Source organism: Streptococcus sp. 544 (genome assembly GCF_013277385.1).
In the GTDB taxonomy this organism is placed as follows: domain Bacteria; phylum Bacillota; class Bacilli; order Lactobacillales; family Streptococcaceae; genus Streptococcus; species Streptococcus mitis_BA.
The window spans coordinates 409,880-429,251 of record NZ_VMMU01000006.1 but is presented as its reverse complement, the minus strand read 5'-3'; the positions used below and the strand labels follow the sequence as shown (position 1 = coordinate 429,251).

At 39.7% G+C, this 19,372-nt stretch carries 15 protein-coding genes; 4 read left to right on the top strand and 11 right to left on the bottom strand.

The features are described from left to right. Nucleotides 1-129: 129 nt before the first annotated feature. The 3 genes from HT728_RS04800 (at nt 130) to HT728_RS04790 (ending at nt 2,981) form a co-directional block, all read left to right on the top strand. The gene (locus HT728_RS04800; RefSeq protein ID WP_023937584.1) at nt 130-1,080 is read left to right on the top strand and encodes an Abi family protein; all 951 of its coding nucleotides are present in this window, start codon (nt 130-132) and stop codon (nt 1,078-1,080) included. Between the two features lie 63 nt (nt 1,081-1,143). Continuing rightward, nucleotides 1,144-1,590, top strand: a complete 447-nt coding sequence (locus tag HT728_RS04795) for a hypothetical protein (RefSeq protein ID WP_173234062.1) — start codon at nt 1,144-1,146, stop codon at nt 1,588-1,590. Between the two features lie 245 nt (nt 1,591-1,835). Further along, entirely contained in the window at nt 1,836-2,981 is a 1,146-nt protein-coding gene (locus tag HT728_RS04790; RefSeq protein WP_191994277.1) for a site-specific integrase, read from the top strand. An 87-nt stretch (nt 2,982-3,068) separates the two neighbouring features. Here HT728_RS04790 and eno read toward each other — a convergent pair whose 3' ends face one another. Next, entirely contained in the window at nt 3,069-4,373 is a 1,305-nt protein-coding gene (gene eno / locus HT728_RS04785; RefSeq protein ID WP_112443688.1) for a surface-displayed alpha-enolase, read from the bottom strand. 163 nt (nt 4,374-4,536) lie between these two features. Between eno and HT728_RS04780 the strand changes: the two genes are divergently transcribed. Next, complete coding sequence (locus HT728_RS04780; protein ID WP_173234060.1) at nt 4,537-4,983, top strand: DUF1694 domain-containing protein; 447 nt, start codon at nt 4,537-4,539, stop codon at nt 4,981-4,983. On the opposite strand, the gene HT728_RS04775 is transcribed toward HT728_RS04780, so the two are convergent. From HT728_RS04775 to HT728_RS04730, 10 genes are all read right to left on the bottom strand, one after another. Next, nucleotides 4,980-6,095 (bottom strand): glycerate kinase, encoded by a 1,116-nt coding sequence (locus HT728_RS04775; RefSeq protein ID WP_173234057.1) that lies wholly within the window; start codon nt 6,093-6,095, stop codon nt 4,980-4,982. The two genes, HT728_RS04780 and HT728_RS04775, sit on opposite strands and share 4 nt — an antisense overlap. Nucleotides 6,096-6,103: 8 nt before the next feature. Continuing rightward, nucleotides 6,104-6,748, bottom strand: a complete 645-nt coding sequence (serB, locus tag HT728_RS04770) for a phosphoserine phosphatase SerB (RefSeq protein WP_173234055.1) — start codon at nt 6,746-6,748, stop codon at nt 6,104-6,106. Nucleotides 6,749-6,806: 58 nt separating this feature from the next. Next, nucleotides 6,807-8,240 (bottom strand): glycogen synthase GlgA, encoded by a 1,434-nt coding sequence (gene glgA, locus HT728_RS04765; RefSeq protein ID WP_173234053.1) that lies wholly within the window; start codon nt 8,238-8,240, stop codon nt 6,807-6,809. After that, on the bottom strand, nt 8,237-9,376 hold the full coding sequence (gene glgD / locus HT728_RS04760; RefSeq protein ID WP_173234051.1) for a glucose-1-phosphate adenylyltransferase subunit GlgD: 1,140 nt from the start codon (nt 9,374-9,376) through the stop codon (nt 8,237-8,239). Before glgD ends, glgA begins: the two co-directional genes overlap by 4 nt. Continuing rightward, entirely contained in the window at nt 9,366-10,508 is a 1,143-nt protein-coding gene (locus HT728_RS04755; RefSeq protein ID WP_000787247.1) for a glucose-1-phosphate adenylyltransferase, read from the bottom strand. Before HT728_RS04755 ends, glgD begins: the two co-directional genes overlap by 11 nt. Further along, nucleotides 10,498-12,426, bottom strand: coding sequence for a 1,4-alpha-glucan branching protein GlgB (glgB, locus tag HT728_RS04750; RefSeq protein WP_173234049.1), 1,929 nt, complete (start codon nt 12,424-12,426; stop codon nt 10,498-10,500). The genes HT728_RS04755 and glgB overlap by 11 nt, the downstream gene beginning before the upstream one ends. A gap of 382 nt (nt 12,427-12,808) precedes the next feature. Next, nucleotides 12,809-15,088 (bottom strand): type I pullulanase, encoded by a 2,280-nt coding sequence (gene pulA, locus HT728_RS04745; RefSeq protein WP_050971579.1) that lies wholly within the window; start codon nt 15,086-15,088, stop codon nt 12,809-12,811. A gap of 110 nt (nt 15,089-15,198) precedes the next feature. Further along, nucleotides 15,199-17,157, bottom strand: a complete 1,959-nt coding sequence (gene ligA / locus HT728_RS04740; protein ID WP_173217846.1) for an NAD-dependent DNA ligase LigA — start codon at nt 17,155-17,157, stop codon at nt 15,199-15,201. Between the two features lie 92 nt (nt 17,158-17,249). Then, nucleotides 17,250-18,428 carry an MFS transporter gene (locus HT728_RS04735; RefSeq protein ID WP_001083042.1) on the bottom strand — a complete coding sequence of 393 codons (1,179 nt, stop codon included), beginning with the start codon at nt 18,426-18,428 and terminating at the stop codon, nt 17,250-17,252. Nucleotides 18,429-18,507: 79 nt separating this feature from the next. Next, nucleotides 18,508-19,371 (bottom strand): XRE/MutR family transcriptional regulator, encoded by an 864-nt coding sequence (locus HT728_RS04730; protein ID WP_000440277.1) that lies wholly within the window; start codon nt 19,369-19,371, stop codon nt 18,508-18,510. Nucleotide 19,372: the final 1 nt, after the last annotated feature.

The following is a 19,372-nucleotide window of genomic DNA, read 5'->3' as shown; positions in this document are numbered from 1 at the left end:
TTAAAAAAACAGTTGACTTTTTAAAAAAAATCATTTAGAATGAATTCATTAGAGAGAAAGCGTCGGGATCTCTACGGGGACCGATACGGGAAAACTCCTTCATTCTAAATTAGAATGGGGGAGTTTTTTTTGAAGCCATTTAAAACAATCGAGGAACAAATCGCAACACTAAAAATCAGAGGGTTATCCATTACAGATGAGTCTAAAGCAGCTAAGTACCTACTAAGTAACAATTACTACAATATTATCAATGGATACAGTAAGTTTTTTCAACACCCTGGTACTGACACTTATATTGACGGCGTCACATTTGACGAAGTTTCAAGTCTCTATACATTTGACAAAGATGTAAAACGAGCCATTTTGCAAGCTATTCTTGAAGCTGAACACCATATCAAGTCAATCACTGCTCACAGATTCGCCGAAGCCTACCCCAGTCAAAAATACGCTTATTTAAACACCAATTCTTATGCAGATAATAAAATATTAGACGTGGGATTTATTGTATCAAAACTATCCAAAATCATAAACACAAACAAGCGATACAGAGGAAATTCCATTCACCACTACGCACATACTCATTCAGATGTCCCAATCTGGGTACTAACTGATTATCTAGAGTTTGGAGATTTACGCACGATTATTGAAAACCTGCCGAACTCACTCCAAAATGAAATCGCACGGGATTTAGTAAGTTTTATAAGCACAAACATACCTGACTTTAACGATGTTTTCCCACCAGAAACCTTGATATCTTTTCTAAAAAATATTAACGAGGTACGAAACAAATGCGCTCACAATAATCGCTTATTAAACTTCAGATGCCGTTCTAATAGTACGTTTTGGGAAACGATTCATAACGAAGAGATCTTGATGGGAGATGACAGTAGAAAAACTGTATATTCAACAATTATTAGCCTTCAATGCTTTATTAGTAAAGCAGAATTCAACATTTTATGGAATACTCTTAGAAAGAAAGTTATCAAACTAGAGAAAAAGCTGCCTTCTATAGACATCAATGTAATCAACCAGTCTTTAGGTTTTCCTAATGATTGGCACCGTAATGAACCAAGAGTATAAATTAAAACCAACTGTTTCCATTTTGGAAATAGTTGCGTAAACCGGAAATAAAGGAGAATACCCATGAAAAAACTACTGACCACATCAGCAATCTTGCTTACTGCTACTGTTCTAGCAGCCTGCTCTAACAATCAATCGGCTACCAAAGATAGCGCAGAACAACCAAAAACCGAGCAAACTAAAGCAAATGACAAACCTGCTTCTAAAAAGGCTACTAGCTTAGACGATTTTAAAAAAGCGCTAGAAAGCAATGGCTTCACAATCAAAGAAGAAATCTCAAAAGAAGCTAGCCTTATTCAAGCCGAATCAGGGAAAGGGTTCATCTTAGAAGATGATACTGCTGTAGAGGTTTACGAATATTACGATAAAAACCCAATGTTTAAAGAAGCTAAGAAAGAAAAAGAGTTAATCGGGCACCCTGCTTATATCTACGGAAATTATGTTGTCTTAGTGCTTAACGCTACAGACTCAAAAGATAAGATTTTAGAGAGTTTCAAAGGGTTTGAGTAGATTGTTGACAGTATTTATAAATTGAACTATAATTAAGTTACTTAGAGGCATGCCCTCATAATTTTAGACTTTGCACCTTAGCGTGCCAGGGGAAGTAACTTAACTGTTGCTTCCCTTTTCAAAACCAAAAAAATCCCCACGCTCTCCGACGGCCATCTTTGAGTGTGAGGATATCCTGTATAGTAAACGGCATTAAAAAGCCTGCTTTACTATACCTATTTTATCAAGAAATGAGGTGAAAATCAATGTGGATGGAAGAACTTCCTAACGGAAAATACAAATTTTTTGAGCGATACAAAGACCCTTATACCGAGAAATGGAAAAGGGTGTCTGTAACCCTTGACTCTGGATCAAGCAGGGCTAAGAAAGAAGCTCAGAAACAACTGGACGAAAAGATAGAATCCTTACTGCAAAAATTGACTACTGCTTCTGCTCTCTTTCACACAGTCTTTGACGAATGGTGGGAATTTCACCAGAAGCAAATTAAATTGAGTACGTATAAGACTATGTTAGCTACCTACAACCGAATATCCGATAAAGTTGAACTAGGTACTAAATTGGAAAATATGGATGTGCGGCTGGTTCAAAGATTGATTGATACTGAAGAATGGACATATACCCAAAAATACCGTGTCAAATCAATTCTAAACGTCTTCTTTGACTATGCTATCGACCAAGGTTTTATCGAAAATAATCCTGCTAGAAAAGCGAAATTGCCTAGAAAGAAACAAAGCTTAGAGCAGATGAAAAACGCAAAAGATAAATACCTAGAACCAAAAGAATACAAGGCTATTTTAAAAGAACTCTATCGAAAAGATATTACATTACGATACGCCTTGGCATGTGAGTTCATGATTCTGAACGGTTGTCGTGTCGGTGAGTTGGCTGGTCTGACTCTAGACAAATATCACAAAGATAGTAAGACATTAGATATTCATACTACATTTAATCGATACATTCCAGACGATGATGGAACTAAGACTTTTGCCAGCTTCAGGACGACACACCTCACAAAAAGAGAGATTGAAATACTTGATAAAATGATTGAATTAAATCGTCTAAGCGAAACAACCGATAAGAATTGGCATAAAAGCGACCGCATCTTTGTTACAAATACGGGAAAGCCCGTTCATAGCTCCATCCTAAGCAAGTCTCTCCAGCGAGCAAATGAACGCCTTAAAAAACCAATTCCTAAACATCTATCACCTCACATCTTCAGACATACAACTATTAGCATTTTAGCTGAAAATAAAATTCCTCTAAAAACAATCATGGACAGGGTTGGCCATTCTGATTCTGAGGTCACCACTTCCATCTATACCCACGTCACAAAGAACATGAAAGATGAAGCAATCAATGTACTGGATAAAGTTATGAAAAAGATTTTTTAAAAAGTTTTGCCCCTTTTTTGCCCCCTAAATACAAAAATAGCCCTTCGGATAAAATCCGAGGGGCTAGAAACGTTGTTAAATCAACGATTATTTCTTAAGGTTGTAGAATGATTTCAATCCACGGTATTCAGCTACTTCACCAAGTTGGTCTTCGATGCGAAGCAATTGGTTGTATTTAGCGATACGGTCTGTACGTGAAAGTGAACCAGTCTTGATTTGTCCTGCGTTAGTTGCAACTGCGATGTCAGCGATTGTTGAATCTTCAGTTTCACCTGAACGGTGTGATACAACGGCAGTGTAACCAGCTTCTTTCGCCATTTCGATAGCGTCGAATGTTTCAGTAAGAGTACCGATTTGGTTAACTTTGATAAGGATTGAGTTAGCAGCACCTTCTGCAATACCTTTTTCAAGGTAAGAAGTGTTTGTTACGAAAAAGTCGTCACCAACCAATTGAACTTTACCACCAAGACGTTCAGTAAGAGCTTTCCAACCGTCCCAGTCATTTTCATCCATACCATCTTCGATAGTGATGATTGGGTATTTGTTTACCAATTCTTCAAGGTAGTCGATTTGTTCTGTAGCAGTACGTACAGCTGCTCCTTCACCTTCGAATTTAGTGTAGTCGTAAACTTTACGTTCTTTATCGTAAAATTCTGATGAAGCACAGTCAAATCCGATAAATACGTCTTTACCAGGAACATATCCAGCAGCTTCGATAGCAGCAAGGATAGTTTCAACACCGTCTTCAGTTCCTTCAAAACGAGGAGCAAATCCACCTTCGTCACCTACGGCTGTTTCCAAACCACGAGATTTAAGGATTTTCTTAAGTGCATGGAAGATTTCAGCACCCCAACGAAGAGCTTCTTTGAATGATGGCGCACCAGCAGGTACGATCATAAATTCTTGGAAAGCGATTGGAGCGTCAGAGTGAGAACCACCGTTGATGATGTTCATCATTGGAGTTGGAAGAACTTTAGTATTGAATCCACCAAGGTAGCTGTAAAGTGGGATTTCAAGGTAGTCAGCGGCAGCACGAGCTACAGCGATAGACACACCAAGGATTGCGTTTGCACCCAATTTACCTTTGTTAGGAGTACCGTCAAGAGCGATCATAGCACGGTCGATAGCTTGTTGATCACGTACATCGTAGCCAATGATAGCTTCAGCAATGATGTTGTTTACGTTGTCAACAGCTTTTTGTGTACCAAGACCACCGTAACGAGATTTGTCACCGTCGCGAAGTTCAACTGCTTCGTGTTCACCAGTAGAAGCTCCTGATGGAACCATACCACGTCCGAAAGCACCTGATTCAGTGTAAACTTCTACTTCAAGTGTTGGGTTACCGCGTGAGTCTAGGACTTCGCGAGCGTAAACATCAGTAATAATTGACATTTTTTACTCTCCTTATGAGTTAAATTTTTTACACCTCTATAATACCTTAAAAACCCTCCTTTTTCAAGAAAAAACGTTATCTTTGTGCAAATTTTCCTTAACTTTATAAAGTAATCGCTTTCTTTTGTCTGTTTTATTCTAACTTTTATGATATACTATTTTCATGACAGATTTATCAAAACAATTACTTGAAAAAGCTCATGGTGAGCCAAAACTAAATCCGGATGAGCAAAGACGCTATCTTGGTACTTTTGAGGAAAGAGTTCTTGGATATGCAGATATTGACACAGCAAATAGCCCTCAGCTAGAAAAAGGCTTTTTATCTATTTTAGAAAACCTTCAGGAAAAAGCAGAGCCACTATTTGTGAAGATTTCACCAACTATCGAATTTGACAAGCAAGTTTTCTACTTGAAGGAAGCAAAAGAAACTGATAGTCAAGCTACCATTGTATCTGAAGAGCATACTTCTTCTCCTTTTGGCCTGATTATCCATAGCAATGCACCAGTACAAGTAGAAGAAAAGGACCTTCGACTTGCTTTTGCAAAACTTTGGGAAGGTAAAAAGGAAGAACCTGCCAAAACATCCTTATGGAAGAAATGGTTCGGCTAAATCTTACTCAGACTTAATAAACGCCCAATATTGGCAGCCGTGTGCTCCAGATAGAGACTGGCATTTTTCAAACTATCTTCTAAAGGTTCACATTTCTCCAAAATAGAAAAGGTAGCTTGGATATTTTCAAATGGTAAAGGAGGTAAATCGTCAGCAAGACTACCACAAATAGCAATGACAGGAACTCCGACAGGGGTTCTTTTTGCAACACCTATAGGCGCTTTACCTGCTAAACTTTGACGATCTAGCCTTCCTTCTCCTACAACTACCAAGTCAGCATGTGAAACTTTCTTATCAAAGTTAATTAAGTTCAAGCAGGTATCAATTCCAGACACGATATTTGCCTGAGCAAAGGCACACAAACCGCCAGCAATGCCTCCACCAGCTCCTACTCCTTTAATTTCCAATGTTACAGGTGAGGCTTTTTCATAAAAATCTTGGATTGCCTGATCTACGACTTCAAACATAGTAGGATCAAGGCCTTTTTGTTTTCCAAAAATGTAGGTCGCACCTTGAGGACCACATAAGGGACTCACGACATCTGCTAAAATACGAATTTGCACATCTTCAGGAAGTTCACAGCGATTTTCTGTTGACATAGAAGCTAAGTTTAATAAGGACTGACCGCAAGTGGGCAAGACATTTCCATCCCTATCATAAAATCGATAACCTAAACCAGCAGCGATCCCAATTCCTCCATCATTACTGGCCGTGCCACCAACGCCAATATAGATATCTTTAATCCCTTGAGCAATGAGATGGCGAATCAACTCTCCAATACCACAAGTTTGGATTTGAAGTGGATTTCGTTTCTCTATCGGAATTTTTCCAAGGCCAACCAAATCAGCTACTTCAAATAGTGCCAGTTCCCCTTTTTGAAAATAGCGCATGGCTTCTTTTTGTCCAAAAGGGCCTGTCACTTGGATCCATTTTTCTTCAAGGTCAAGAGAATGTCGGATAGCATCTACAGTACCTTCTCCCCCATCACCAATAGGGCAGAGAAGACATTCTACATCTGCTATTGATTGTTGGAAGCCTCTTTTTATTGCTTCAGCTACCTCTTCAGCAGTTAAGCTTTCCTTAAACGAATCTGGTGCAATTACAATCTTCATATTTTCCCTCATTCTAAACAGTCAATCAAGGGAAGAACTTCTAAAAAATCCCTCTTGTCAACATGGTTTGGTATTTCTTGTTTCAGTACTTTTTTGGCACAAAAAGCAATTCCCAGTCCTGCTGACTTCAACATTAATAAGTCATTAGCCCCGTCACCGATTGCAACAGTTCTTTCTTGAGGAAGTTTTAGTTCCTCTCTCCATTTTTCCAGAGTCTCTTTTTTGACCTCAGGACTTATAATTTGTCCAATCAATTTTCCAGTTAAAAGACCATCTTTGACTTCAAGTTGATTGGCAGAGAAATAGGCAATACCAAGGAATTTTGCAAGCCTCTCAACTATTGGAGTAAATCCACCAGACACCAGACCAACCAAGATGCCATTCTTTTGAAGAATAGAGATGAATTCTTGGGCATTTGGCGATAGATGAATTGAGTTGAAGACTTTATCAAATACAGAAACAGGAAGTCCTTCCAACAAGGAAACTCTTTTTCTTAAACTGCTTTCAAAGTCTAACTCTCCTCTCATTGCCCGACTTGTAATCAGCGAAATTTCCTCCTCACGACCTGCCTCTCTTCCCAAAAGATCAATTACTTCTTCTAGGAGTAAGGTTCCATCAACATCCATAACACACAAACCTTTTACTTGAGACATCAGTTCTCCTCTCTAAACAGCCCAAAAATCGTATGAAGTCATCATACGATTTTATCTATTAATTAACTAAACTATGGTACAACTCAAGGTATGACCTGCAGGCTGTATCCCACGAGAAATCACACTCCATAGCTTGTTTTTGTAGATTTCTCCAAACATCAGGATGGTTTCTATACAAGTCCAAAGCTGTTTGGAAAGTCCAATTTAACCAGTAAGGAGATAGATTGTCAAAGCTAAAGCCAGTACCGCTTCCTTCGATTGGATTAAAGGCTTTAACGGTATCTCGTAAACCACCAACTTCATGAACCAATGGCAAGGTTCCGTAACGCATAGCCATCATTTGAGACAAGCCACATGGTTCAAAACGACTCGGCATGAGGAAGAGGTCACAAGCAGCGTAGATTTCTTGAGCTAGTTTGACATCAAAAGTGATATTTGCTGATAGCTTGTCTGGATATATTTGAGCAAACCATGAGAAAGCTCCTTCAAAGGCTGGATCACCAGTTCCCAAAAGAACAATCTGAACATCATTTTGCAAGATATGGTGCAGACTTTCCACCACCACATCAAAACCTTTTTGACGTGTCAAACGAGAAACAATTCCCACCAGAGGAACGTCAGATCTAACTGGCAAGCCAACTCTCTCTTGCAATTTTGCCTTGTTTTGGACCTTCCCAGACAAATCTTCCTGATTGAAATGATAGTCTAAAAGAGCATCCGTCTGAGGATTATAAAGGTCAGCATCAATCCCATTTACGATACCAGAGACCTTACCAGACTCCATTCGAAGAATCTGATCCAAGTTACATCCAAACTGACTAGTCATAATTTCATGAGCATAGCTAGGCGAAACGGTTGAAACACGATCCGCATAGAGAATACCTGCCTTCATCCAGTTTAAACAGTTATTCCAGCGAAGGGTGCCATCAGCGTAACGTTCAAAGCCGACTCCAAACAAATCCCATAACATTCCTTCTGAAAATTGTCCTTGGAATTCCAAATTATGAATGGTTAAAACAGTTTTAATGCCCTCATAGGCTTGAATCCAACGGTATTTTTCCTTTAACAAGAAAGGAATCATAGCTGTATGGTAGTCATGAACATGGAGAAGGTCAGGAATAAAGTCAATTCTTTCCATAGCCTCAATGGCAGCCAGTTGGAAAAAGGCAAAGCGTTCTCCGTCATCAAAATCGCCGTAAACATGACCACGGAAGAAATAATATTGGTTGTCAATAAAGTAGAAGGTCACACCATTTAGTACTATTTTCTTAATTCCACAGTACTGTCTGCGCCAACCAACACTCACCTCAAAATGAAGAATATCTTCAATCTGATTTCCAAATTTAGCCTCTACCATGTCATAGTAGGGTAAAATCACTGCAACTTCATGTCCCGCTTTTACCAGTGATTTAGGAAGAGCGCCAATGACGTCTCCCAAACCACCTGTTTTTGAAAAGGGCGCACCCTCAGCTGCTACAAATAAAATTTTCATGAATGAATATCCTCTGTTACTTTAGCACCTTTCTTAACAACGACTGGATGTTCTGCAGTTCCTCGAATCACAACGCTATCCGCAACTTCAACACCCTTATCCAAGATAGCATATTCCACCTGAGCCCCTTCTCCAATAACAACACGAGGGAATAAGATGCTATCTTTAACCAAGCTATCCTTATGGACATGAATATTACGTGATAAAACAGAATTAGCCACTTGACCTTCAATAATACTACCAGATGCAAACTGAGAAGTGCTTACCTTAGATGTATTAGCATAATAAGTTGGCTCTTCGTTTTTGACCTTTGTATAAATCTTTTGATTTGGTGAGAAGAGAGAGTAGAATTTTTGTGATTCAAGCATATCTTTGTTAGCTTTGTAATAAGACTCTACAGAATGAATATTTGCCAGATAACCTGTGTACTCGTAGGCAAAAGCTCCTTCTTTGGCAGCTAAATCACGTAAAACATAACGCAATTTCTCTGGATGTTCTTTCTTAGCTTCTTCTTCCAAGCGTTCAATCAACCAAGGTGTATCGACGACAAAGATATCTGTGGACATGTTATAGATTTGATCTGGTAACTTGCTATCAAATAGTTTATGAGAACGAACATGGTCTGTTTCATCTACTTCCAAGATTGCGTTTACTTCTGAAATGTCTTTCTTAGCTAGTTTTTTATAAACTACAGTGATAGGTCCCTTTGTTGTACTATGTAGATGGAAAACTTGGTTCAAATCAATGTTAATCAGAACATCGCAGTTGAGGGCAACTGTTTGGTTTGACCCAGAGCGTTTTAAATAGGTGAGCAGCTGTTGGTAGTATTCTTTTCCAACTGTGCTACTTTCTACACGGGTATTGTAAATACCTAGATAATAGTGACTGAGAAGGGTTGATAAGCCCCACTCACGTCCTGAGCGGATATGGTCAAAGACAGAACTGATATTATCTTGTTGGAAAATACCAAAGATACTACGGACACCTGCATTAGCAAGACTGGAAAGTGGGAAGTCAATCAAGCGATATTTACCACCAAATGGCAAACTAGCTACTGGACGGTGATCCGTCAGTGTTGACATATCATGAAAACCAACTGTATTTCCTAAAATGGCAGAATATTTATCAATCTTCATCTGTTGCTACCCCCACTACTTCATTATATCCTACAACTTGTACTTCTTCTGTTCCATCAATTTCGACACCGTCAGAAATAACTGCACCTTCACCAATAATGGCACGTTTAATTTTAGCTCCCTGACCAACAATTGCACCACTCATGATAACTGAATCTACTACTTCTGCCCCTTCGCGAACTTGCGCACCTGTTGAAAGGATAGAATGTTTAACAGTTCCATCTACAAAACAGCCATCAACAACCAAGGAATCTTCCACATGAGCATTTGCCCCAAGGAAGTTTGGTGGTGAAATTAAGTTTCTTGAGTAAATCTTCCATTGACGGTTACGGCTGTCCAAGGCATTCTCTGGAGAAATGTACTCCATATTTGCTTCCCAAAGTGACTCAATGGTACCAACATCTTTCCAGTAGCCATTAAACTCATATGCATAGACACTTTCACCTGACTCAAGGTAATTTGGAATGACATTTTTACCAAAATCTGACATATCTACATTGCTCTTTTCAGCAGCAACAAGCATATTGCGCAGACGTTGCCAATCAAAGATGTAAATACCCATAGAAGCCTTTGTAGATTTTGGTTGTGCTGGCTTTTCTTCAAATTCAACAATGCGGTTATTGGCATCTGTGTTCATAATACCAAAACGGCTAGCTTCTTTTAGAGGAACATCAAGAACTGCTACTGTCAAACTAGCATTATTATCCTTGTGTGACTGGAGCATATCATCATAGTCCATTTTATAGATGTGGTCCCCAGACAGAATCAAGACATACTCAGGATTGACACTGTCGATATAGTCAATATTTTGGTAAATAGCGTGACTAGTCCCTTCGAACCAACGATTTCCTTCACTTGCAGAATACGGTTGAAGAATAGAGACACCAGAATTGATACCGTCTAGTCCCCAGCTTGAACCATTCCCAATATGGTTATTGAGAGCAAGAGGTTGGTACTGTGTAATGACTCCAACATTGTGAATCCCTGAGTTGGCACAGTTTGAAAGAGCAAAGTCAATGATACGGTAGCGCCCACCAAATTGCACAGCTGGTTTTGCAAGGTTTTGAGTGAGTTTTCCGAGACGAGTTCCTTGCCCACCAGCAAGAATCAAAGCTAACATTTCATTCTTCATTTTCTACTCCTTTTTGGTTTTTATTTGTGACGGTTTTTGCAGATTTCAAGCGGCGTTTGATTTTCCAAACACTTGCTCCCATAGCCGGTAGGGTAAAGGTCAAGGTCTGCTCATAATCTTTCCATAGTCCTTCTTGCGTTTGAACAGTTTGATTATGTTCTTTCCAAACGCCTCCCCACTCTTCTAACTCAGTATTCCAGACTTCTTCATAAATCCCTGCAATAGGCAGTCCAATTGTAAAATCTTTTCGTTCAACAGGTGCCATATTAAAGACGCAGACTAGCATGTCGCCCTTCTTACCCTTACGGATGAAGGAAAGAACACTCTGGTCTCGATTATCCGCATCAATGATTTCAATACCATCATAGCTGGTATCAATTTCCCACAGACAGCGGTTGTCTTTGTAAAACTGGTTTAGCTGAGAAGTGAAATACTTCATCTTAGCATTAATTGGGTCTTCTAGGTTAGACCATTCCAACTGTTCCTCAGATTTCCATTCTAGGAATTGACCATATTCGCTACCCATGAAGAGCAATTTCTTACCAGGGTGACAAATTTGGTAAGTGTAGAGATTGCGCAAACCTGCAAATTGATTGTAACGATCTCCCCACATCTTATGCATCATACTCTTCTTGCCATGAACCACTTCATCGTGCGAGAATGGTAAGAGATAGTTTTCATTGAAAACATACATAAAGCTGAAAGTCACCAAATTAAAGTCATACTTACGGTAAATTGGGTCTTCTTCGTAGAAACGGAGGATATCATTCATCCAGCCCATATTCCATTTGTAGTCAAATCCTAGACCACCAAGCTCTTTCATTCCCGTAATCTTGGTTGCAGACGAACTTTCTTCTGCAATCATCATCACATCTGGATATTCTAACTTAATAATGTCATTCAAGCGTTGAAGGAAATAATAACCTTCATAGTTGAGATTTCCCCCATCTTTGTTAGGTGTCCATGGAGCATCATCATAGTCCAAATAGAGCATGTTGCTAACAGCATCCACACGAATACCATCCAAATGATAGACATCGATCCAATGCTTAATACAAGAAATCAAGAAGGACTGGACTTCATTTTTTCCAAGGTCAAAATTGAGAGCGCCCCAACCATAGTTATGAGCCTTATTATGGTCTTGGTACTCAAAAGTCGGTGTCCCATCATAATAGGCTAAGGCATCATCATTGATGGTAAAGTGACCTGGTACCCAGTCTACGATAACCCCAATATTATGGATATGACACTCCTCGACAAAATCTTGAAACTCCTCTGGTCTACCATAAGCATGCTCTAAAGCGAAGTAACCCATAAGCTGATAACCCCAACTCAACCCCAAAGGGTGGGACATCAAGGGCATAAACTCAATATGAGTATAGTTCATTTCAACGAGATAAGGAATGAGTTCATCCTTGAGCTGGGCAAAACTATAAGGACTACCATCAGGATTTCTTTTCCATGAGCCAGCGTGAACTTCATAGATATTGACAGGACGTTCAGCAAAGCCCCAACGTTTTCTTCGTGCCAGCCAAAGTCCATCCCTCCATTTCTTCTCAGGAAGCTCTGTTACGATTGCCCCTGTTCCTGGACGCGCCTCATATCTGACAGCAAAAGGGTCAATCTTCATCAGTTGATGACCATTTTGACGTGTGACATGATATTTGTAAATATGCCCTTCTTGAGCCATATTGGTAAAGACTTCCCAGACCCCAAAGTCATTTCTTACCATTGGAATCTGACCCTCAATCCAGTTGGTAAAATCCCCCACCAAGTGGACAGCCTGAGCATTAGGTGCCCAAACACGGAAAGTATAACCATACTCTCCATTTAGCTCTTCCTTATGTGCTCCTAGATAATGCTGAAGGTGAAAATTCTCTCCTGTCATAAAGGTGCGCAAAGCTTCTCTTTTATCCATAATACCCCCTCTTTTCTGTAAGCGTTTTCTATGTTTTTATTATACTACCTTTTTAGAGAAGATTCAAGTAAATTACTATACTTCTTTAAAATTATTTTGAAAATCTTCAACAAATTCACTGATGTGTCCACTTGTAAAGCAATATTTTTTCAAAAAAATGTGAAAACGCCTTTCTTTTCTCTACTATAATACCAAAAAGTTCGGATTTTTTCTATGATTATTATTGTTTTATAGCAAAAAAATAAAACCAGGAAAACAATTTCCTGATTTTACACATTTGATGAAAATATTTATCAACTTTTCTATACAAGTGAGTTGTTAGCTAAGCTCTTTCTATTCGTTCACTTCCAATAATGTGTTAGAATAGCGAGATAGATGGTCTTTATAAAACACTCAAGACGGCTAGACTAATATCATCTAAAACATTATCTTCTTTTGAACGACTATTGGTTACCAACATGGCTAAATTTCCTGCATTCTCAAACTGATAGGGTTCGGATTTAGCATTCACAACAACCAAGAGGTGTTCTTTCCCATGAACTTCATAGATAAGGCAGCCGCTATGTTCAATCGCAGAATGCACAAAGACATGATGGTAAATTTCATCATAGCTAGAGTAAGAAAAGGCACCAGTTTTTGTCTTCAATCGGATGACTTGACGGATAAACTCAATACTATCTTGACGCTCATTGATCAAATCCCAGTTGACTTGGTTCACACTGTCAGGAGCATTATAGCTATTCATCGCACGCTCTCTATCATCATGGGTCAACTCACCATTCTCACCAGTCGCAACCAGTTTGGTACGACCAAATTCTTGACCGATTTCCATAAAGGCCATTCCTTGCATGAGCAGATTCATGGCTGTGGCTGTCTCAACCTTGCGCATGATTTGTTCTGAACTTTGGTCTGGATGAAGAGTTGCCAATAAATCGTGAAGATTGTAATTGTCATGGGCTTCTACATAGTTAAGCACCTGATTTGGATGTGTATAGGTTCCTAATTCACGACTTCCTAGGATTGCTTTAGCTAGAATTGGCTCTGTCGCAGCACCACTGACAAAACCTGATTTAATTGCACCGTAAACTTCTCCACCTTTGACAGCATCACGCTGATTGTCATTAAAGAAACCAATGTTTGGCATTTCGTAGGCGTTGTCTTTCTTAGCCTTATCATAAGGGGCAAGACCTGTTCCCATATCCCAACCTTCTCCATAGAGGATAATGTTAGGGTCAATTTCATCCAAACTCTGACGAATCATCTGCATGGTCTTGACATCATGAATCCCCATCAAGTCAAAACGGAATCCGTCAATATTGTATTCCTGCACCCAGTATAGAAGAGAATCAATCATATACTTGCGAAACATTTCGTGTTCACTGGCTGTTTCATTTCCAACACCCGTTCCATTCTGGAAGGTACCGTCTGGATTCATACGATAATAGTAATCAGGGACAGTTGTTTGGAAAGGTGCATCAACAACTGAAAAGGTATGGTTATAGACCACATCCATAATGACACCAATACCCGCATCGTGGTAAGCTTGAACCATGGTCTTCAAATCACGAATGACCTGAGCTGGATCATCTGGATTAGTTGAAAAACTAGTTTCTGGTGCGTTATAGTTTTGTGGATCATAACCCCAGTTGTAGGTTACATTCCCGTCCTCATCGTATTCTTTGTGACGGTCTGCAATTGGTTGCAACTGAACATAATTGTAGCCCAACTTCTTGATATGATCAAAAGCAGTTGACTGACCGTACTGGTTAACCGTTCCAGTCTGAGCAGCACCCAAGAACGTTCCTCGAAGATGTTCATCCACACCTGAGGTCGGTGATTGGGTCAAATCACGAATATGCATTTCACAAATAACTGCCTTACATGGATTTTCCAAACGCCAAGCAGCATCAGAACCATGCTTGACCTCGAAATTTTCGACTTGTTTTTCTGCATGGCTCAGAATAGCAGAACGTTTGCCATCAGGGCTGGTCGCTATTGTATAAGGATCACGTGTCAGTGTTTCGTGATGAGGGAATTGGACTTGATACTGATAAGCCTTACCAGTCAAATCTTCCTCAACATCCAAACTCCAGACACCAATAGTATTGTCCTTATGGTTATAAGAGTAGCGATTGCCTCTCTCCATATCAAAAGTCTTCCAAACAGGTGCATCATTAGTAGCTGATTCATAAACCACAACCTGTACTGCTGTCGCTGTTGGTGACCAGAGGGAAAAATGAGCCTGATTGTCCTCTACATGGCAACCCAATTCCCCTTGGTAACCCCAATGATGGTCAAAACTAGCGCTGTTAATGGCCTTATCAAAGGCAAAAGGATTTTGATTTTTATAGAAAGGACTGGCAATAGCAGGATTTTCAGAGTAATAAATCCGATCATCGCCTTCCAAAATCCAGACCTCTGTTAAGAGGGGATAGTGATTAAAACGGATAGCATATTCTTTACTGATTTGGCCGGTATGAACCACAAAATTCAAGCTTTCTAAGGGATGAACACTTGGGTGTTCAAAGCTAAATAAGGCACCAAAATAATCTTCTTGGTAAGTTAGTAAATCAATTCGTTGATCCTGGCTTTTTACAAAAGAGCAAGTGTCATATTCACCATTCTTGCGATGGTAATGAATGCGCATAGGGTAGGTATACATTTTTATTTTTCCTTTTTATTTTATTTCTGTTTCACTAATAAATTCTTGACCGATTTTGTCCCGATTAACAAATATTGTCATTCTATCTAAACTCTATTTTTAAAAGATCATTACAAACTTTCTAGCCATGCCTCGTCTCTAACCTCAATACCAAGTTCTTGTGCCTTTTGAAGTTTACTTCCAGCATCTGCTCCTGCCACGACGAGGTCGGTCTTTTTAGACACACTGCCTGTTACCTTGGCACCCAGACTTTCGAGTTTACTTTTGGCTTCTGAGCGCTTGAGACGTTCCAATTTTCCAGTCAATACCACGGTCAAACCTGACAAGGCTGCATCCGCTACTACTGTCTGACCTTTATAGTCCAGATTGACCCCAGCTTCTTTTAATTCTCTGAGAAGAATTTCAGAGCCTTCTGTAGCAAAGTAAGTCTGAAGACTCTTGGCAATCACACCACCCAGGCTTTCAATACTAGCCACTTCCTCTGGATCTGCCTGAGCCAGATTTTCGATTGAGAGAAAATGTTGAAGTAAAAGCTGACTGGCCTTACTGCCGACATGACGAATTCCCAAACCAAACAAGAGTTTCTCGGCTGAATTTTCCTTAGATGCTTGGATAGCCTGATATAGTTTAGAAGCGGACTTTTCCTTGACCCCCTCTAAAAGGAGAAAATCTTCTTCTTTCAAACGGTAAATATCTGCCACATCCTTGACTAGATCTGCAGCAAATAATTTCTCAACTACTGATGGTCCAAGGCCTGTAATATTCATGGCATCTCGAGAGGCAAAGTGGATCAAACCTTCCATGATTTGAGCAGGGCAACGCGGATTGATACAACGGAGAGCCACTTCATCTTCAAAGTGCAACAAGTCAGAGTTACAACTTGGACAGTTTGTAGGAATATCTAGTTTCTCTTCAGAAACCCGTTTGGACTCTACCACACGTAAAACGGCAGGGATGATGTCCCCGGCCTTATAGACGATGACCGTGTCGTCTTTGCGAATATCTTTTTCAGCAATATAATCCACATTGTGCAGGGTCGCACGGCTAACAGTTGTACCAGCAAGCTGAACAGGTGTCAGATTTGCAGTTGGGGTTACAACACCGGTACGACCAACTGTCCAATCAACTGATAAGAGTTGAGCTTCTTTTTCTTCAGCAGGAAACTTGTAGGCTACTGCCCACTTTGGAGCCTTGACGGTAAAACCGAGTTCTTCTTGGCTTGCTAGGTCATTGACCTTGATTACAACTCCATCAATATCATAAGGCAGATTTTCCCGTTCCTCTCCTACTTCTTGGATAAAATTCCAAATCTCATCCATGCTTTCAGCCAGAATTCGTTTAGAATTGACTACAAAACCAAGTTGTTCTAGGTGCTTCAAAACCTTTTCTTGGCTGTCACGAGTTGACGGGCTGGCTTCTTGATAGAGAAACGTTGCAAGATTGCGCTTGGCAACTACTGCTGTATCCAGCTGACGTAGTGTGCCTGCCGCCGCATTACGGGGATTGGCAAATTCAGGCTCTCCATTTTCTTGGCGAGCTTGATTAACCTGGTCAAAAGAAGCGCGTGGCATATAACATTCCCCACGAACTGTGATATCTAGTTCTTCTGGCAAAGTTAAAGGAATGTCTTTAACACGCTTAAGATTTTCTGTGATGTTCTCCCCAACAGAACCGTCTCCACGTGTTGCACCTGCAACTAAAATCCCCTTTTCATACGTCAGCGAGATAGATAAGCCATCGATTTTCAGCTCACAAATATAGGTTGGATGAGCCACTTCCTTACGAACACGCGCATCAAAAGCTTCAAGCTCCTCACGTGAAAAAGCATCCTGCAAACTATAAAGAGGATACTGATGACTGTATTTTTCAAAACCATCTAAAACCTTACCACCAACACGATGGGTCGGACTGTCTGCTAATACTTGATCTGGATAGGCAGTTTCTAACTCAACCAACTCTCGGTAAAGACGGTCATACTCACTGTCTGAAACCGATGGATTATCGCTGGTATAGTACTCAGTCGCATAGCGATTGAGCAAGGCGACTAACTCATTCATTCTTTTATTCATAAGACCATTTTACCATAAACTAAGCCCTCCTCACAAACGAGAAGGGCGGAAAAAATACTTAGTTTGAAATTATTTTTGAAACTCAAGCAGCCTTATATCAATTTTTCAAAATGAGTTCGAACATAAATAAACGATATACAAGACAAGATGATAACACCACTTCCAATTATCAGGAAAGAAGAGAGATGTACACTTGGCAAGACTGTCATAAATCCTTTTGCAATAGGCATAAATAGAATAGCTAAGGTAAAAATCGTACTTAGTACTCTCCCAAGAAATTCGCTCTCAACCTTGGTTTGTACTTGAGTAAAAAAGTGAATATTAAAAATCGTCATAAACAATTCACAAACTAAATTTCCAGAAAAGGAAAGAAAAGTTGGCAGTGGTAATCCCATCATAAAAACTCCGACACCTGTCAAAGCCAGTAAAATCAAAAGATTATAAACATTAGCTTTAATTTTACTAGCTAGAAGAGCCCCAATGATGGAACCAATAGCCCCCATAGTTAAAATACTTGCATAGGCTCCTTCTGACCCGTAAAGCTGATTCGAAAAGGGGAGGAGAAATTCAAAAGCTGCAAAAAAGAAATTGACGCTGGAAGCTACCAGCAAAAGGAAAAAAATTTCTTGCTGATGCCAGATATAGTGTAACCCATCCTTGATATCTACAAAAATATCTCTCCCAGTAAAAGCCTTTTTCTCTTGAACTTTTGCTTCCTCTTTCGGAAGGAAAGCCACTAGAACAAAAGCAATGAAAAAAGTCAGCGAGTCTAGCAGTAGCGTCATATGGAGACTTGCAAACTGTAAAACAAGGAAGGAAAGAACAGGAGAGCTAACACCTACAACCTGCAAAACCAGCTCTAAGCGAGAGTTATAGATCACAATCTCATCTTTCTCCACCACTTCAGTTATAATAGCTTTATTGGCTGTACGAGAAAAGGCAAAAGCAATAGCCTGCACAATGTTAGCAACAATCAAAGCTCCAATCATCCAGCTGTCATTCCTTATAAAAGAAATAGCCAGACAAAGAATCCCACAAATAAGGTCTGTCGTCATCAAAATTTTGCGACGAGAAAAACGGTCTGAAATGACTCCACCAAAGGGATTTACGAGAATAGATGTGACGAGTTCAGAAATCTGATACATTCCTAAAACAGTCTGCCCGATAGTCCCCATGGAAGCCAACCAGACACTATTTCCATAATCATAGAGCATATTTCCTATCTTGTTAACAGCTCCACGGCTAATCAACTGTACGGCATAGCGATTCATATAAAAACTCCTCTCAAATTTTGAAACTATTGTATCAAAACTGAAAGGTGCTTTTTATTTTTTCCCTTATTTGGGAAAATTAATCTTTGACAAATTTTTCGTAATGTTCCTGATAGTAGGCTACTTGCTCTGGGAGATCTAGCACATCAAAAATATGCATGGCCTCTTGCATCTGCTTACAACCTTCTTTACACTGTCCTTTTTGATATAAGGCAAAACCATTTAGATAATGGAAAATATTACGCTCATAAAGCTTAATACCTTTACCAATAATCTTCTCTGTATAAGTCTCAAAATAGCTTGCATTGTCAAAAGAAAGATGCTCTAAACAATGCTGGTAACAATTGAGGGCCAAAATCAATACTAATCTCTTATGGCGACCAATCTCTAGGTAAAATTCCTCCCTCTCCATAACTTCTCTACCAATCCGAGTTACATAGTCCACATCGTAGAAACTATAGAGGTTTCCGAAAAGAATCAACTCATACATGGTCCATTCTTCCGTTTTAAAGAGATAATCTGCTACCTTATCCAAATCATCTTGCTTCATATCATAACTCGAATCTCTTTGACAAATCAAACCTTGTAGCAAAATCCAGTTCAGCTCAAAATAAAGGGGATTGATCGAACTCTTAGCCTTTTCAAGTTGTTCCCTTTGAAGCTTTTGAAAACCTGCAATATCATTTGAGTAGTAAAGCGGAATAATCTGCGCCATCATAGCAACATGTTCATGATTTTGAAAATCCCTAGCCTTGTCCATGAAATTTTCGATTGTGACATGAATGTTATCCAAAATCTCAAAGAAACGTGAGACTGCTAGGTCAGACTCCCCAAGCTCAAAGCGAGATAACTGAGAGGTAGAGCAGGACTCGCCTGCAGCCTCCTTTAAAGAATAATTTCCACTTGTCCGAAATTCACGAAGTACTTTTCCAAGACGTTCCATC

Bases quoted from the DNA above. Each gene is read 5' to 3' on its own strand.
- HT728_RS04755 (WP_000787247.1), bottom strand. From the start codon at position 10,508: ATGAAGAATGAAATGTTAGCTTTGATTCTTGCTGGTGGGCAAGGAACT.
- glgA (WP_173234053.1), bottom strand. From the start codon at position 8,240: ATGAAAATTTTATTTGTAGCAGCTGAGGGTGCGCCCTTTTCAAAAACA.
- glgB (WP_173234049.1), bottom strand. From the start codon at position 12,426: ATGGATAAAAGAGAAGCTTTGCGCACCTTTATGACAGGAGAGAATTTT.
- HT728_RS04795 (WP_173234062.1), top strand. From the start codon at position 1,144: ATGAAAAAACTACTGACCACATCAGCAATCTTGCTTACTGCTACTGTT.
- HT728_RS04735 (WP_001083042.1), bottom strand. From the start codon at position 18,428: ATGAATCGCTATGCCGTACAGTTGATTAGCCGTGGAGCTGTTAACAAG.
- ligA (WP_173217846.1), bottom strand. From the start codon at position 17,157: ATGAATAAAAGAATGAATGAGTTAGTCGCCTTGCTCAATCGCTATGCG.
- HT728_RS04790 (WP_191994277.1), top strand. From the start codon at position 1,836: ATGTGGATGGAAGAACTTCCTAACGGAAAATACAAATTTTTTGAGCGA.
- HT728_RS04780 (WP_173234060.1), top strand. From the start codon at position 4,537: ATGACAGATTTATCAAAACAATTACTTGAAAAAGCTCATGGTGAGCCA.
- glgD (WP_173234051.1), bottom strand. From the start codon at position 9,376: ATGAAGATTGATAAATATTCTGCCATTTTAGGAAATACAGTTGGTTTT.
- HT728_RS04775 (WP_173234057.1), bottom strand. From the start codon at position 6,095: ATGAAGATTGTAATTGCACCAGATTCGTTTAAGGAAAGCTTAACTGCT.
- pulA (WP_050971579.1), bottom strand. From the start codon at position 15,088: ATGTATACCTACCCTATGCGCATTCATTACCATCGCAAGAATGGTGAA.
- serB (WP_173234055.1), bottom strand. From the start codon at position 6,748: ATGTCTCAAGTAAAAGGTTTGTGTGTTATGGATGTTGATGGAACCTTA.
- HT728_RS04730 (WP_000440277.1), bottom strand. From the start codon at position 19,371: ATGGAACGTCTTGGAAAAGTACTTCGTGAATTTCGGACAAGTGGAAAT.
- eno (WP_112443688.1), bottom strand. From the start codon at position 4,373: ATGTCAATTATTACTGATGTTTACGCTCGCGAAGTCCTAGACTCACGC.